Origin of the sequence: Mycobacterium nebraskense, from assembly GCF_002102255.1 — a bacterium.
Lineage (GTDB): Bacteria > Actinomycetota > Actinomycetes > Mycobacteriales > Mycobacteriaceae > Mycobacterium > Mycobacterium nebraskense.
On record NZ_LQPH01000098.1, the window covers coordinates 1 to 13,246 of the forward strand.

Here is a 13,246-nt window from a genome sequence, read left to right on the forward strand (position 1 = left end):
ATTTGCAATGTCTCCTGTCCGGTGGTCAGCCACCACCATCCAGGCCGAACCCCTTACACAGTCAATAAGACACGCCCATGAAAAAGCCATCACAGCAATCGGATTCATGCACCGGGCCCGGGTCTGGTTCGCCGCACACGGGATCGACCGCATCCAACGGATCGTCACCGACAACGGCTCGTGCTACCGCGCGAAGGACTTCGCTCGCGTCCTGCATGGCGCACGCCACCAGCGCATCACGCCCTACACCCCACGCCACAACGGCAAAATAGAGAGATATCACCGCATCCTGGCCGAAGAGTTCCTCTACGCCCGAACCTGGACCTCAGAAGCCCAACGCAGCGAAGCGCTCAAGATCTGGAACATCCACTTCAACTACCATCGACCACACTCTGCCGCCGACGGCCAGCCACCAGCATCACGACTCACCACCGGCATCACCAACGTGGTGACCTCCTACAGCTGGCACGCCGGATTAGTCTCAACGCAGACCAGAACTTTGTCTCCACCTCGTCCCCAAAAGCCTTGCCGCGAGAAACCTCCGGTCGAGGCCGAGCCGGGTCTCGTTGGGTTCGTGCAAATGTCTCAGTAGTTGGCGGCTTGTCAACCGCGCGGCTAGTCCTCTACGGTAACCGCTAAACAAATAACGATTTTGCTCACAGAGCCGTGGTCAGTGTGATGACAATCGCACTGACCACGCCACGAACGTGCCAGCGGGACGAGCGTGCCAGAAGGGGAGGACGTTGGATGAAGGCGTGGCCTCAGATCGGGTCCGATGCTAAAAGGTTTGGCGCCAGGCAACCTATGTCTCCCCACGGATGGTCGGCGCCCGGCGTGGGCGCGTCAGCGCTGACGACCTCGGGCTCATCGGTGCAGGGCCAATGAGGGTGGTACTACCAAAGCGTCGCGAAGACGGTTCGGCCGTGCTGCGCAGTCTGGAGACCTACTCCTCACGCAAGGCTTTTGGCATGCCGGCTAGCCTGCTGCCGCTAGCGTCTATCGCCGTTGACCCGTGGGGGCGCGTGCGTTTTCACAAGTGTCCTGGCGGTGATTCATGACCACTCGCATCGACAACGACCTACTTCAGGACGCGTTGAGTCCGGGCTCCAGCAACGTGGGCCGATCACTGCTTATGGTTTACCCGCTCAGAGCTGCGCGCCACGTGGGCATGATTCCAAGGCGTACCGCGGCCACGACGGGTCGTGGTGTGCAGCTGTTTGCGGACGTGGTGCGCTACATCGTTGCCGACACCATTGCCATGAGGCTCCCAGTCGGCGAAGTCGTTGTGCAGGCATGGATCTTGCTCAAAGTGACGACCATACCCGCGCTGCTGATGGCTGTTCCGATCGGCGCAATCACAACTATTGTGACGTCGGGTCTTGTCAACCAACTGGGGGCAACCTCGCTGCTTGGCGCGGCCGCCGGGGTGGGTGTTGTTCGGCAGGGAGCGCCGATGACGGCGGGATTGTTGATGGGTGCCGCAGCAGCTTCGGCCATTGCGTCGGACTTTGGGGCACGCGCAATCCGTGAAGAACTTGACGCAATGCGGGTAATGGGTATTGATCCGGTCCGCCACCTGGTGGTCCCACGTTTTCTCGCACTGCTATTGATAGCCCCGATTTTATGCATATTTATTGTGGCGTCGGGAATGGCGTCCTCATTTTTGATGGCAGTGGGAGCGTCCGACGTGGCGCCGGGAAGTTTCTGGATGTCGTTCGGGACATTCTCGAAGGTGGTGGACGTATGGTTCGCCATCGGCAAAACGCTTGTCTTTGGGGCAATCGTGGGCTTAGTTTCATCGCTACGCGGAATGGAGGCGAAGGGTGGCCCGCGAGGCGTAGCAGACGCCGTGAACTCATCGGTTGTGGTCAATGTCGTTTGGATTGTTTTCGCAAACCTCGCGATAACGCAGTTGCAGTCGATGTTTGCTCCGCTGGAGGTAGCGTAATGACTCCCGGTAGCGGCGCAACAGTACCGAGTATGCATTTCAGTACTCGACTGGCAACAGCGGCAGTCGAGCCGATCGGCGGGATGTTCCATAACCTTGGGCAGTGGGTGGTGTTCATTGCCAAGACATTCAGCTCGGTGCCAGTAGCGGTCGTTAAGTATCGGCGACAAACATTGCAACAAATGAACAGCCTCGCTTGGGGTAGGGGTTCGCTGATCGTGGATGGTGGGGCGATAAGCGTATTATTGCTCCTCGGTATTGCGGTCGGTGCCTCGTTAGCTGTTGAGGCGTTTGCTGTCTTGAATATTATTGGCTTCGGTGGCTTGTCTGGGATTGTCGGCGGGATAGGAGGGGTGCGCGAGATCGGGCCGATAGTGAGCGCCGTCGCGTTCGCTGGACAAACGGGGTGCCGGATGACCGCCGAGATCGGTGCCATGCGCATCGCCGAAGAGATCGATGCCCTAGAAGCGATGGGGCTCAGGCCGATACCGTTTGTGGTCGGCACTCGCCTGGTCGGCGCGATGATATGTGTGGTGCCGGGATTTCTAGTGGCGCTGATAGCCAACTTCTTCGTCATGGACGCCGTCATCCGGGTATCTCACAACCAGCCCGGCGGAACATATGATCATTACTTTGCCGAGTTTTTGGTACCAAGGGATCTTGCATACTCTGTGATCAAAATAGCCGTCTACTGTGCGGCCGTGACTTTGATCCATTGCTATTACGGATACTTTGCTTCCGGTGGCCCGGTCGGCGTTGGTCAAGCATCGGGTCGCGCCGTGCGGACCAGTCTGATCACGATCATTGTCTTGGATTTGATACTGACCGTGGCGCTGTGGGGCCTTCATCCAGTGTTCGTGTTCAAAGGTTAGGTGAGCAGACATGCTACTGCACGCTTCTGCGGAATCTGAGAAGCGAACGCTGACCATCGTCGGCGCGGCGCTTGTGCTCTGCGTCGTTGCCGTGGGTGGCCTACTTATGGTGTTCAAGCCATTCGGCGGAAGACCAGCTAATGCAATTTCCATGGCGATCGATACGCCATATGTCGGTCCCGGGGTGGCCAAGGGTACGGAGTTGGTCATGCATGGGGTAAAGGTCGGCGAGGTCACGGCGGTGTCCAGATTGTCCGGGGGAGGTGTTCGGCTCAATGCTGATCTGCAAAAAACGCCAATAGCGGGATTAACTGATGCCATGGCTATTGATTTCCGGCCCGTCAACTATTTTGGCGTGACCGGTATCAATCTAATCGCAGGTGCTGGTGGGCGACCACTCCGCGATGGGACCCACTTGAAGATCACGCCGAAGGGCAACTTTACGCTTCAAGCCTTGCTATCTCGCCTTGGAAGACTTGCTACGGGAACATTAACCACGCGGCTGATCCAGGTGGTCGAGAAGGCCACTCGATACACTGATGCGTTGGATCCGCTGGCCGAGACCCTCTTGATTTCAGCGAATGCGCTTGCCAACACGCAAACAGTGAGTACCGCGCAACTATTAAGAAACGCGACGGGAGTGAGCGTTGCATTTCCGTCGTTTACCGACGTGATGCTCGATGCCAGCGCCGATGTAACGCACGGTACTAATAAATTGAACAAGGGTACATGGAACGCCAGCGATGACGAGTACTCGCATACTATTCTACCGTTCATGCAATTCGTAGCGGATAACCTATTTGGTGCGATCGGCAGGCTGGAGTACACGCATATCGACGATCTGGCGCCCATGGTTGACACTGTCAAGGCGCTGACCGATGTGGTGCCGCCACTGATCAGGCCTCAAGGCATTTCGGAGATGCTCGTGGAACTGCGTTCCCGGCTTGAGAAAATGTACGCGGGAACGCCTGAGCAACGTGCGCTTCAGGTTCGCATTGTTCTTGACAGCCTTCCGGGTGTGGCGGCGCCACTTGCCGCTTTGGGAGGTGCCCGATGAAGCCTAGAGCGGCGTTGTGGCGACTCGCGATCAGCGGGGTCGTCGCGATCGTCCTGTTTATTCTGGTTGCGAATGTCATTAGGCAGCCCATGGCGGCGGAAACGCGATCGTATGATGCCGAGTTCACTGACGCATCGGGATTGCATCAGGACGCCGACGTGCGGGTCCGCGGAGTCCGAGTCGGGAAGGTCCACTCAGTCGGTCTCGAGCGAAGGCACGGTCAAAGCATCGCCGTGGTCGGGTTTACGCTCGACAAGCGATATGGCGTGGTATCCGGAACCCGGCTTGCCATCAAGTTCGAGGCTCTTACCGGTTTGCGGTATTTAGATGTCGTGGACGCGACAGAGAGGTATTCGAAGGCCGCTCTTGTCAGCCATGTGACCACCGCGATGACGCAACCGTCTTTCGACGTCACGACGTTATTCAACGGGCTACAACCGGTGATTGCCACTCTGAACCCTGACGAGGTAAACACCTTTACCGCCAATGCGGCAGCATATCTCTCCGGTGATGGCGGTGGCTTGGCGCCGATGCTGGAGAGCATCCGCAAGCTCACCAGGTTTGCATCGGACCGTCAACAAGTCATCGCAACGCTGATGCGCAATCTCAAGGAAATCTCCGATACTATGGGCGGACATGGAAAAGACCTGATCCAGATAGCGGACTGGCTTAATAAAGGGCCGGTAGCTGGCATCTTTGGAATACTGGACGAGTTTCGAAAAGCTTACCTCTACGGTGAGTTTACAGGTGATGTCGCGCAATTGGTGGCTAACTTAGGATTTCCACCTGGTGTGAATAATGGCGATTACTTCACCTACGGCCCGGCCGCCAACAAGAATGCCAGTGACATGGACCAGGGTCTGGACCGTGCGTTCACCGTCCTCGACGACTTTACGGACGCCTTCAAGCTCGTTCCGGTCATGTGGGAAAACATCCCACCACCGCCGGAGGCCGGCGCGCCCCTGGCATGTTCCCGGGGCAAGGCCCAGTTACCTGAGCAAATGGACGTACTTCTCAACGGCCGAAAAGTGGTGTTGTGCAACCGATGAAAGCGCTACGTAATCCGACTCTGTGGGGTGCTGGTGCCCTTGCCCTAGTGACGATTGTGGCGCTCGCGACGGCGATGCTCTATATCAGCCCCCCCGGGCAGAAGATCGTCACCTTCTACACCGACGACGCGGCGGCGATCCGTCCAGGAGACCCGGTACGCATTGCCGGAATCAACGTGGGCAAGGTGAAGGATCTGGCACTGGAATCGAACCGAGTGCGCGTCCGGGCACGGGTTGACGGTAGTGCATTTGTCGGTGATCGCTCGCAGGTGCAAGTCCGCATGCTCACGGTGGTTGGGGGCTATTATGTGAGCATCGTGTCACTAGGTGACAGTTCTTTAGGCGCTAAGCCTATTCCGGTCGAACGCGTGACGATGCCTTACAGCTTGATACAGACTCTCACCGACGCGACGAAGATCACCGACAAGGTTGACCCAAAGCCGATAAATGAATCCCTCAACCAGGTGCAGCAGGGGCTTAACGGCACCAACGTGGAATCAATCTCGGCGGTTATCGATGCGGGCAACAAGCTTATGTCGACAATTGAGAAGCAACGTGGACAAGTGAGTGCCATCCTGAACCTATCCAATGAGTATGTCGGAAAGCTGAACGATTACAGTGACGACCTCAAGGACATGGTCCGCAAATTGTCGATCATTGAACAGTCACTTACGCTCTACAGCGAGGGACTCGCCAGGGCGCTTAAAGGCATGGGCGACACCATGGATGGCCTATCACCAATCTTCATTTACTACGAGAATCATCGCGACACGGCTCTCGCTAGGATCCGTGACTGGGTGCAAAAAGCACGAATGTGGTCGGACCGCAACGGTGTAATAATCCGGGCGCTGCGCCTGGGGCGGAGAAAAATCGAACGGGTCCTGGGCGCACAGGAAGAGGCTCCGGAGCTATTGGCCACCGATCTGTGTATGCCGATACCGGGGAGTCCGTGCTAATGGCCGTGTCAGGTTCGCATCGCCTTGGTCGGCTCGGCGCGATCGCTTTGACAGCAGCGGCGGTGGTGACCCTTGTGGCCTCATGCGGGCGGCTGCATGAAAGACAGCCGCACGCCGAATACTGCGCAATGATGCCCGACAGCATCGGGCTATATGTCGGCAATCCGGTCACGCAGATGGGCTACCAGATCGGGAAAGTCACGAGCATCACCCCCGGTACAACGGACGTCCGTGTCGATTTCAGTGTGACTGAGCGGCGTCCGTTGCCAGCGGATGTCAAGGCAATCATCAGGTCGACATCGATCCTTGCTGACCGGTCGCTGGAGCTTGTCGGCAACCCTGGTGCGGCACCTCACCTCGGTGCCGGTGAGTGTATTCCGCTTACCCGTTCGTGGACGCCGAAGAGCCTGTCCGAAGTGATCGGCTCGGCGACCAATTTCCTCAACAAGATCAACCCGGGTGGGTCGACGAATATCGGCGATGTCGTGCGAGAGCTCGATCAGGCGCTGCACAACAATGGAGCCGGCGTCAACCAGCTGCTGACCACGTCATCGGCGGTAGTCGATAGCCCTGATCAAACGATCAGCGACATCGGATCCGTGATAACGAACCTTGCTGAACTGAGTTCGGCGCTCACCGAGATCAGAGGCCCGCTGAAGGAGGTACTGCTCAACGCGGAACAGAACATGTCGGACTTCGCCGTGACGGTGGATGGCGGCAACCATATGGTCGGAGGATTTATGGGCTTGGTCAAAGCGGGTGTCGACGTGGAAGACAACCTCGGTGACGAGCTTCAGTTCACGCTCGACTCGACGTCGGTTGCCCTGAGGAAGTTCAGTGCACACGCGCCGTGGCTGGCGAATCTCCTGAATCCGGTGCCTTGGTGGGTCAATACGCTAGCCAACCACTTCAATAACCGTGAGTTCCATATCACCTACCGTCCGCCGCTGTATCGCGTCCGTACCCCCAATGGACTTGCGCTGTGTGGCGTGATGAACGCTTCGATGCCCGGAAGCTGCGCGGATGTTGCTGGGCAACCGTACGCGGTTGATGTTGCGCTGCTTCAATACGTCCTGAACCAGGCGAACCGATGATCCGCCGGATGTGGCGGTTGGCCGTGGTCACTGCCGGTGTCGTCGCACTTTCATCGTGTGCATCGCTCAATGCGAGTTCGTTGCCTCAGCCTGGTAATAGCTATCGCGGTGGATATGACATCGTCATCGAATTTAACAACGCGCTCAACTTGCCGGATCGGGCAAAGGTGGTGTTGGACGGCACCACGGTCGGCGTCGTCACCAAGGTGGCACTATCCAGCCGTGCGGTCGACGTCACCTCGAGAATCGACCCCAACGTCGCGGTGCCGTCGAACATCCGAGCGGTCCTGCAGCAGGACACTGTCTTGGGCGACATCTATGTCGCCCTCGAGCGACCGCAAACCGACCAGGCGGCGGCACCAACGTTGAGGTCCGGCGACCGCATCCCGCTGGCGCAGACTACGTCTCCGCAACAACTGGAAGACACAATCGCGAACATGGCGAACTTCGTGTCGAGCGGGTCCATCCAGCGCATACAGAACTCGATCATCCGTATCAACCGAGTCCAGCCGCCGGGAGGAGAAGGTGCGATTCGGAAGGTGGCTTCGCAAGTGGCAGCCGACCTCGGGGACCTGTCGGACAACATGAATCTGGTCGACCAATGGCTCAATGGCGTTTCCGAAACGGTCGATGTCATGCACAGGAGGATTCTGGTACTCCAGGAAATGTTCTCGAAGCAAGGCATGACAGCGTTTAAACGGTTCTTGGAGATCTTTTCGTATGTGGGTACCATCCTTCCGTCTACCGGTACTATCTACGCCGGTGGTTTCTGGCTGGTGCCGTTACTGCGATCATTGAGTGATGAGATGGGCGCTCTTCAACATTCCAAATGGGAGTTTGAGAAGGAGTGGCCCGCATGGCGCCGGCTATTCACTGGCTTCTTCCTTCCGGAAGATAAATATCCAGCGATCAATATTACGTCGATAGTCGGACCCGACGGTCGGGAAATGTCGGGCAACGTGCAGGATGTGCTACGGATCTTAGGTGCGACACCATGAGGGTGCGAGCCATTTTGTCCTTCATTGCATTTGCCCTGATGATTGCGTTTGCCGTGAGCTACATCGGCTCGCTCGGCGTGCGGGTTAGAGCGCCGTCTGACCGTACCAATCTCTCCATGACGGTGGGAGATATCAATGGTCTCGTTGTCGATTCAAATATCCTGCTGCGTGGCGTGCCAGTCGGCAAAGTCAGCCGTATCGCATCGTCTCTCGACGGAGCTACTATCGACTTCTACGTTGACGGCCACCTGCGCATCCCCGCCGACTGCGATGTGCGACTCGAGAATCTGTCTGCCCTCGGTGAAACCTATATCGGCCTGTTCCCGCGGCGTCGGGACGGCCCAATGTTGCACGACGGCCAGCACATCGCAACCGAGTCGGTAATACAACCACCATCGATAACAGAGCTGGCGGTAAGTGTCACGCGGATACTCAATCAGCTCGATCCCGAAGCGGTCGAACGCATCATCCATGAGGGTGACGCTGCACTGCCTGATCCAAACTTGGTGCTGCCTAACCTGTCGCACGCTAGCGAGTTGCTGAGAAACACAGCAGCGGATATGCATGGCCATGGGCGAGTGCTGCTGAGCAACTTCCAGACCCTCTTACGCAACGCTGGGTGGGTCGGGCCCACGCTCGCTGGCCTGATACCCGGAATCCGGGATAGCGCCGACAATTCTAAAAAGATCCTGCAAGGCTTTTCGGTAGGTGCCCTCGAGATCGGTCCGGACGGTATGCGCAAATTCGGCCACCTGCTTAGCCGGGTCCAGAAGTTATTGGATCAGAATGGCGGTGACCTCAAAGTGCTGGGTGAAGCGCTTCGGCCACGGGTGAAGGCCATCGCCGGTGCGTTGTTGAACTTCGACCCCAGTCAGATCCTGTCCAACATCCTGGACACGGTGCCCGAAGATGGCGCGATTACGCTGCACGTCGCCATCCCCCAGAATTAAATAGGCAGGCATGGCCGTGCGAGACCACGAATTAAGGAATTTGCGTGATGATTGATACCAAAATAAACACCCCCGGACCGGACTCGGCCCAGGCCGATTCAGCCGAGTTTGAGCCAGCGGACGAGACACCCACTGAGGACACTTCGTCGACTACGGACGAGCCTCAGGGCAAGAAGTCCAGACGAGCGCAGCTCTCGGTTTCTCTTTCTAGCCTGGTGATCGCCGTCGCGATCGCCGTCCTTGTCGGCGGCGTCGCAGTGTTGGGCTGGCTATATGTTGGAGCGAAACACAAGCTGGACGAGCAGGCTCGGCAATCCGAAAACAAGGTGCACGCCGAAAACGTCGCTTTGCACTACGCAGTAGACGCGGCCGCAATGAACTACCAAGATCTCAACTCTTGGAAAGGCAAGCTTGTCGGCGGCACCAGTCCCGAACTGAAAGACAAGTTGACCAAGGCCGCAACGTCAATGGAACAGATTCTGGTGCCGCTGCAATGGAATTCAACGGCACGTCCGCTGGCGGCCAAGGTTCGCAAAGTAACCGGCGCTACCTACGTCGTCGACTCTTTTGTAATGGTGCTTACCAAGACCGCGCAAGCTCCGGAGCCACTGCAGTCGACGGCAACGTATAGCGTCACAATCGACAGCAGTAAGGATTGGCAAATTACCGAGGTTGGCGGAGTTGGCGACGCGTTAGAACAGAAATAGAACTCCCGAACAGGAGATTATGATGGCTCGAACTAGGTGGCCGGATCTGGATGGCTGCGTTCATAGCTGTCTCCGCATAGTAGGAGTGCCTGCTGTTAAAGCTATAGCGAGGCGAAGCGCGTTTGCCCGTCCGATTGTGGTCTTGACATCCGTCCTGATTACGTTGTCCGGTGTGACCGTCGCGACTGAGCCCGCTTCTCGAGCCGATCCGTCCGATTACGAGCGGCCTCCCGAGCCATTACCGGTGGTCACTCCGACGCCTTCAAACTGGGCGCCCAAATTTCCATTCCCTTATGACGAAACGAAAGGAAGCGTCACCGATGCGGACATCAATGCGGAACGGGAGATGTGCCAGTGGTTCAACGCTCAATATGACGAATTGACGCGCCAGATCAACAGGCTGCAATTCAACCGGATCACACCGAATGGACCGGGGGTCATCTCGGGCGCCGGTTCCGACTGGGACTACAGCATCGGCGACCTTCAACGGCAAGCTGACATCGTTACCGCAAATATCGACCAGTCGGTAGACTTCCTCGCCCCGCGCGTTCAGGCGCTTACTCAGTCCACGGACCCTGCGGGTGATGTCTACTTCCCGCTCTATGAAGGTAAGAGTTTCTACCTACTGTGGCAGCACCTGTCCAATGTCAGCGCAGGGATCAAAAGCCATCAACCCGACTGGTTCACAGGTCCATCGGTGCAAAGAGTATTGCGTTGGGGAACTCGAATCCGCCGTTCGCACGTATGTCAGTAGAACGTAGTCCGGTAACTGAGTGGATGCGCCGAGCGTGCGCTTCGTGTCAATTCACAGCGGACTCCGATCTCTGGGTTAAACCAGTCGCTGGTGAGGGTGAGCGGTGGCGGTGAGCTGGGCCGACGTGGTTGCCGTTCGCAGCTTGCGCGCTGCTCCAGAGGAGGAGAATCACAGAATGTATCGCTGTATTGGCAGTCGCCGGTGGTTGGCGACCACTGCCTCTGCGATCGGGTTGGTCTTGGGTACCGTCGCTCCGGCACACGCGGACCCGCCTGGCGGTGCTCCCGCGAATCCTTTTCCAGAGATGGCGCACATATCGGCGTGGTACGACCAATTCGAGCCAGACCGATTCTTCCTTGCTGACCATCCCGGTGTCTGGTTCTTGTCACCCTCTGGACTCAACTGCGGCATCTGGGATAGGGGAAGCTTTGGTTGCAGCGGCGTTATTCCGGGTGCACCCCCGGACAGCAATCACATCGCTTGGTTCAACGGAAACCGCTCCGTGCACCACGGCTGGACGGCGGCCATTCAATTCCCTGCCGGACAAGCGGATCAAACCCTGCCGCCGCGCAGCTACGTAACGTACAACTCAACGACTTGTGCGATCGAGCCAGACGGCAGCACCTATTGCGGGCACGGCGAATTTAAGTTCTTGATAACCCACACAGAAACATGGTTCAAAGGCTACGACGAGGCCTCCACGCGGGTGTGCCTAAGCTACGGGTCTTGTTGACGGAAGGCTTCTCTGCTACCAGTGAGGCCAGCGAGTTCTAACCGCACGACGAGAAAAGCCACATGTTGTCCCGCACTTCTGTGGCTCGTAATTGATTTCCAGAGAAGGAGTTGTAAGTGCTAAGACAATCACTTGCGCCGCTCGGTGGCCGCAAGTCGGCGCCGATACTCCCGTGCCGGAGGACGGCGATCCGACTGGTAGTCGTGTTCCTGCTGGCCTTTTCCGGTGCTATGGTGCTGACACCATCGGCTCTGGCGGATTCGGAAGACAACCTGAAAGACGCAATGGAGATCGCCCGTGGCGGAACGTCATGTCAGCCGTTGAGCTACAACCCAGTAGTCGAAAAGGCAGCGAGGATCATTAATCAGTCGACCGATGACTACCTTAGCCACAACTCAACACACCTCCCGATCACTGACCCGCTGCCCGGGCTAAAGGATCTCGGCTACGGCGGCGACAAGGCCGTCCTGCTTCAAGGTGCCCGCATGAACGAAGCTGATGCGATAAAGGGCGCGTTACTACAAGGCTCCACCGCCATCCCTGATTGCTCCTACACAGACTTAGGGATAGATGTGCGACGCAATGAAGCGACTGGTAATAGCTTGGTTTTGTTACTGTTAGCGGGGGCCCAGCGACCATGATTGCATCGGGTTTGGCATTGCCAGGCGTCTCACTAGCTCGGTGCATTGTTGCTGTCCGGACCTGGTCAGCGTTGAGCTCGACAGTGATACCTGCCGGAGGGATTAATGATTCGTACCCAGCTGATAATTATTGCGCTGATTACCGGCATTTCTGCCGTCGCGGTGGCGCCGGACGCTCGCGCTGAGGATAGCGTTACATACGAGGTCGTTTCAAACGATGTCGCCGCAGCAAATCTCGAGTACTTCGACTCCTCTGAGCGAAAAGTACTGGACGGCGTGCCACTGCCATGGCGAACCACCGTGACGGTGATGAATGCTCTCAGTCCATCAGTAGACGGCGCGGAAGTTCGCGCCGACTGGCGCCCTCGCGTGTGTGATGGGCGAGCCTGGTGCCCAGAGGCTAGGCCTAATAATTGGGTAACGGTCCGGATCTATTTTCGCGGGAAGGTCATCTGCGAAAGCACCCTTGATGTGGGCAACGCGGCATGCTACGGCAGCACATCTTTTAAATCCTGACAGTCGATAACACCAAACCTCGTGGCACGCGCCACCTGTCGGGGTGGTGTGCGCATTATTCGAATTATTAAGCGGTCTTAAGTAAGTCGAGACATGCCGGCAGTTGTCGCACGTTCCAACGGTGCCGGCTAACACTTGGAGTGTGCGCGACGATGGCCGCAAGCTCGATCACGGAGCTTCCCCCAGAGTGTGAAGGTGACGGGGTCTCAGCTTTCCGGGCCAGGGTCTATGACAGTTGTTGGTGGGTAGTTTCGCAGTGCATTCGGAACCCCTCGGGGGTGAGGTCGTTGAGTGCGCTGTGGGGTCGGTAGGTGTTGCATTCGGTGCGCCAGTCCTTAGCGAGGATTTGGGCTTCGAGCAGACTACCGAAGGTCTCGGTGGTCAGGAATTCGTCGCGAAAGCGTCCGTTGAAGGATTCGCAGTGCCCGTTTTCCCAGGGTGCGCCGGGCTCGATGAACACCGCGCCCACCGAACCCAAGGGTGCCCAATCCGCGAGGGCATGACTGGTCAGGTCGGGTCCGTTGTGCATGCGGATGTGTTCGGGCTTGCGGCCCGTGGTCATGATCAGCTCATCGAGGAGGCCGGTGGTCCGATCGGCATTCAATTATCGACGTGGCCGTGTCGCCAACGCCTTACGGGCGAACTCGTCGATGACGTTGCAGAAGCGCAGCGCGGGGCCGTCGACGGTGAGGTGTGCTGGTAGTCCAGCGCCCAGACGTGATCGGGCGGACCGCCGCCATGCGCCATGGCTTCGAACTGTGGGCCAGGCGCAGCCGCTTGCGGGCTTCGACGGACGTTGCAGCCGTTCGTCTTTCCACAATCGGTGGGTGCGTCTGGGATTGACCACCAGACCTTCGGACTTGGCGATGGCATGCGCCTTGCGCCAGCCCCACCGGGCTTGTCAAGATAACTGTGTAAGGTGTTGCAGCCGTTCATTTTTGGGTCATAGTGGGAGTCGGTCGGGGAATTGG

At 57.8% G+C, this 13,246-nt stretch carries 13 protein-coding genes and 1 pseudogene; 13 read left to right on the forward strand and 1 reads right to left on the reverse strand.

Annotated features, from left to right (window positions below):
• From AWC17_RS10170 to AWC17_RS10230, 13 genes and pseudogenes are all read left to right on the forward strand, one after another.
• Positions 1–463, forward strand: a pseudogene (locus AWC17_RS10170) (integrase core domain-containing protein); the annotation flags it as partial.
• Positions 464–1,132: 669 nt separating this feature from the next.
• Complete coding sequence (locus AWC17_RS10175) at positions 1,133–1,948, forward strand: ABC transporter permease (protein WP_231614284.1); 816 nt, start codon at positions 1,133–1,135, stop codon at positions 1,946–1,948.
• 32 nt (positions 1,949–1,980) lie between these two features.
• On the forward strand, positions 1,981–2,820 hold the full coding sequence (locus tag AWC17_RS10180; RefSeq protein WP_085164596.1) for an MlaE family ABC transporter permease: 840 nt from the start codon (positions 1,981–1,983) through the stop codon (positions 2,818–2,820).
• A 10-nt stretch (positions 2,821–2,830) separates the two neighbouring features.
• The gene (locus AWC17_RS10185; RefSeq protein ID WP_047324176.1) at positions 2,831–3,877 is read left to right on the forward strand and encodes an MlaD family protein; all 1,047 of its coding nucleotides are present in this window, start codon (positions 2,831–2,833) and stop codon (positions 3,875–3,877) included.
• Positions 3,874–4,926, forward strand: a complete 1,053-nt coding sequence (locus tag AWC17_RS10190) for an MlaD family protein (protein WP_047324175.1) — start codon at positions 3,874–3,876, stop codon at positions 4,924–4,926. Before AWC17_RS10185 ends, AWC17_RS10190 begins: the two co-directional genes overlap by 4 nt.
• Positions 4,923–5,882: an MlaD family protein gene (locus AWC17_RS10195; protein ID WP_047324174.1), complete on the forward strand. Its 960-nt coding sequence runs from the start codon at positions 4,923–4,925 to the stop codon at positions 5,880–5,882. The genes AWC17_RS10190 and AWC17_RS10195 overlap by 4 nt, the downstream gene beginning before the upstream one ends.
• Positions 5,882–6,976 (forward strand): MlaD family protein, encoded by a 1,095-nt coding sequence (locus AWC17_RS10200; RefSeq protein WP_082147692.1) that lies wholly within the window; start codon positions 5,882–5,884, stop codon positions 6,974–6,976. The genes AWC17_RS10195 and AWC17_RS10200 overlap by 1 nt, the downstream gene beginning before the upstream one ends.
• Positions 6,973–7,974: an MlaD family protein gene (locus AWC17_RS10205; protein WP_085164597.1), complete on the forward strand. Its 1,002-nt coding sequence runs from the start codon at positions 6,973–6,975 to the stop codon at positions 7,972–7,974. Before AWC17_RS10200 ends, AWC17_RS10205 begins: the two co-directional genes overlap by 4 nt.
• Positions 7,971–8,924: an MlaD family protein gene (locus tag AWC17_RS10210; protein ID WP_047324173.1), complete on the forward strand. Its 954-nt coding sequence runs from the start codon at positions 7,971–7,973 to the stop codon at positions 8,922–8,924. The genes AWC17_RS10205 and AWC17_RS10210 overlap by 4 nt, the downstream gene beginning before the upstream one ends.
• A 47-nt stretch (positions 8,925–8,971) precedes the next feature.
• Positions 8,972–9,631: a hypothetical protein gene (locus tag AWC17_RS10215; protein WP_244193484.1), complete on the forward strand. Its 660-nt coding sequence runs from the start codon at positions 8,972–8,974 to the stop codon at positions 9,629–9,631.
• Positions 9,632–9,794: 163 nt separating this feature from the next.
• Positions 9,795–10,385, forward strand: a complete 591-nt coding sequence (locus AWC17_RS10220; protein ID WP_276038143.1) for a hypothetical protein — start codon at positions 9,795–9,797, stop codon at positions 10,383–10,385.
• Positions 10,386–11,321: 936 nt separating this feature from the next.
• Positions 11,322–11,759: a hypothetical protein gene (locus AWC17_RS10225; RefSeq protein WP_244193483.1), complete on the forward strand. Its 438-nt coding sequence runs from the start codon at positions 11,322–11,324 to the stop codon at positions 11,757–11,759.
• A gap of 105 nt (positions 11,760–11,864) precedes the next feature.
• Complete coding sequence (locus tag AWC17_RS10230; RefSeq protein ID WP_085164599.1) at positions 11,865–12,275, forward strand: MmpS family transport accessory protein; 411 nt, start codon at positions 11,865–11,867, stop codon at positions 12,273–12,275.
• 226 nt (positions 12,276–12,501) lie between these two features.
• Here the strand turns inward: AWC17_RS10230 and AWC17_RS10235 are convergent, their stop codons facing one another.
• Positions 12,502–12,879 (reverse strand): integrase core domain-containing protein, encoded by a 378-nt coding sequence (locus AWC17_RS10235; protein ID WP_085164600.1) that lies wholly within the window; start codon positions 12,877–12,879, stop codon positions 12,502–12,504.
• Between the last annotated feature and the right edge of the window lie 367 nt (positions 12,880–13,246).

Coding starts and splice junctions, on each gene's coding strand:
- AWC17_RS10175 (WP_231614284.1), top strand. CDS start 1,133: ATGGTTTACCCGCTCAGAGCTGCGCGCCACGTGGGCATGATTCCAAGG.
- AWC17_RS10180 (WP_085164596.1), top strand. CDS start 1,981: ATGCATTTCAGTACTCGACTGGCAACAGCGGCAGTCGAGCCGATCGGC.
- AWC17_RS10185 (WP_047324176.1), top strand. CDS start 2,831: ATGCTACTGCACGCTTCTGCGGAATCTGAGAAGCGAACGCTGACCATC.
- AWC17_RS10190 (WP_047324175.1), top strand. CDS start 3,874: ATGAAGCCTAGAGCGGCGTTGTGGCGACTCGCGATCAGCGGGGTCGTC.
- AWC17_RS10195 (WP_047324174.1), top strand. CDS start 4,923: ATGAAAGCGCTACGTAATCCGACTCTGTGGGGTGCTGGTGCCCTTGCC.
- AWC17_RS10200 (WP_082147692.1), top strand. CDS start 5,882: ATGGCCGTGTCAGGTTCGCATCGCCTTGGTCGGCTCGGCGCGATCGCT.
- AWC17_RS10205 (WP_085164597.1), top strand. CDS start 6,973: ATGATCCGCCGGATGTGGCGGTTGGCCGTGGTCACTGCCGGTGTCGTC.
- AWC17_RS10210 (WP_047324173.1), top strand. CDS start 7,971: ATGAGGGTGCGAGCCATTTTGTCCTTCATTGCATTTGCCCTGATGATT.
- AWC17_RS10215 (WP_244193484.1), top strand. CDS start 8,972: ATGATTGATACCAAAATAAACACCCCCGGACCGGACTCGGCCCAGGCC.
- AWC17_RS10230 (WP_085164599.1), top strand. CDS start 11,865: ATGATTCGTACCCAGCTGATAATTATTGCGCTGATTACCGGCATTTCT.